This is a genomic window from Candidatus Zixiibacteriota bacterium (genome assembly GCA_040753495.1).
In the GTDB taxonomy this organism is placed as follows: domain Bacteria; phylum Zixibacteria; class MSB-5A5; order GN15; family PGXB01; genus DYGG01.
On record JBFMEF010000029.1, the window covers coordinates 1 to 2,072 of the forward strand.

General features: G+C 51.9%; 2 protein-coding genes. Both read right to left on the bottom strand.

Annotated features, from left to right (window positions below; all coding sequences use genetic code 11):
• The coding region (locus tag AB1690_01615) for a TIM barrel protein (protein MEW6013997.1) at positions 1–324 on the bottom strand (324 nt) is incomplete at its 3' end.
• A gap of 51 nt (positions 325–375) precedes the next feature.
• Entirely contained in the window at positions 376–1,800 is a 1,425-nt protein-coding gene (locus AB1690_01620) for an aldehyde dehydrogenase family protein (protein MEW6013998.1), read from the bottom strand.
• Between the last annotated feature and the right edge of the window lie 272 nt (positions 1,801–2,072).

The following is a 2,072-nucleotide window of genomic DNA, read 5'->3' on the forward strand; positions in this document are numbered from 1 at the left end:
GCCGGGATGCATTACCAGATTGGGGACTTTCAGGATGTCACATCGCTCCAATTCGATTTGGAACGCCTCATACGACTTTTTATAGAGTTCTTCATCAGGGGAGCCAAGATTAATCAGATAACTGTCGTGCGCGCAGGAAACGGTCACGCCGGTGTTTTTCTGCTCGGCAAAGAAACGCTCGACCTCTTCGTCGGTCAGCGGCTTGGCGCGCCACTGATTGGAGGACTTGGTGAATATCTGAATTGTATCACAGGTCGCCTTCTTGCCGTCCAGCACGGCGTTATAGACTCCTCCCGCAATCGACATATGCGCGCCCAAAAGCATCACTCTCTATCTCCTCTTGCAGAATTTTTCAGTCTGTAAAGTCTTCTTTCGTTATTTCAGATTCAGCCCCAAAAATCTCATTTCTGTCATATCCTCTATGGCATACTTCACTCCCTCCCGCCCGGTACCCGACTGCTTGACCCCGCCGTACGGTTGATGGTCCGCCCGGTAGGTAGAGATATCGTTTATTATCACCCCGCCGACTTCGAGATGTTTATAAGCGTAGAAGATATCTTTTATCCGCTGCGTGAAAATCCCTGCCTGCAGTCCATACGCCGAATTATTGATTTCTGCCACCATCTCCCTGAAATCAGAATATTCGAATATGATTGCCAGCGGGGCGAAAACCTCTTTGAAACATACTTTCATATCCTGTCGCACGTTGCCCAGAAGAGTCGGCTCCAGGAAACGGCCGTTTCTCTTGCCGCCGGTGATTATCTTTGCCCCGCCTTTGACCGCTTCGGCAATCCACTGCTCCACCCGCTCGGCCGATTCATTGTCAACCATTGGGCCCAAGTCAGTTTCCGGTTTCTGCGGGTCGCCCATTTTCAGATTTTTGATTTTGTCTTTGAAGATTGAGAGAAAGGAGTTTGCGATATCTTTATGGAGATAAATCCTCTGAACAGAGATACAAGACTGCCCGGCTTGTCCGAAGGCGCCATAGAGCAGACGATTGGCGGCATATTCCAGGTCGGCGTCATCAGCCACCGCCACCCCGGCGTTCCCTCCCAGCTCCAGCACTACCTTCTTCTCTTTGCCTTTTTCCTTAATCCACCAGCCGACTTCAGGGGAACCGGTGAAAGTAATCAGCTTGACTCGCTCATCATCTATAAGCGGGGCGGCATCTTTTGACGACCCGGGGAGAATTGAAATCGCCTGCGGCGGATATCCTGATTTTTCAATCAGTTCGGCCAGCATCAGGGCGATAATAGGTGTCTTGGAGGCCGGTTTCAGGACCATGCCGTTACCGCTGGCAATTGCCGGCGCAATCTTATGAGCCACCAGGTTCAGCGGAAAATTGAAAGGAGAGATGCCGGCCACAACCCCCAGCGGAAAACGCCGCACTAAGCCTATTCGCTCTTCGGAGCCGACCGCCCAGTCGAGGTCGATTATCTCCCCGCCGATTCGTTTTGCCTCTTCCGCTGCCGTTCTAAATACCCCGATCGCCCGCTTGACCTCACCGACGGCGTCACGACAGACCTTTCCCACCTCCAGGCACATCATACGGGCGAAACGTTCAATCTCCTTTTCCAAACCCTGCGCTATATAGAGACAGGCATCCTCGCGCTTATATGATGGCAACTCGCGGGTCGTCGCAAACGCCTGCTGCGCGGCATCAATCGCAGCCGTATAATCAGTCGCCCCGGCCGCCGCTACGGTACCGACCAGAGAATCATCATACGGCGAGCGCACTTCTATCTTCCGGTCGCGCTCCACCCAGTTTCCCGCCAGATATAGCTTATAATGTTGTGCCATCTTCACCTCTCATACAACTATCTCTGATTATTACCTCATTTATAAAACAACGGGGCGGAATCTTCAAGCTTAATCGCTCGCCCGGATGCCGTCTGCCAATATACCACTCAGTATGGGGAAAATCCCATATTCTTCGTGGCGCCAAAGGCAAAAAGCCGCCTGTTTGCCCCCGGACCATTGAAAAAATCGAACTTTGGCAGAATATTACCGGCCCTACCTCTATAGGTCTAACTCTCATATTATTAATATGTTACGGCATATGACGGCGGCCG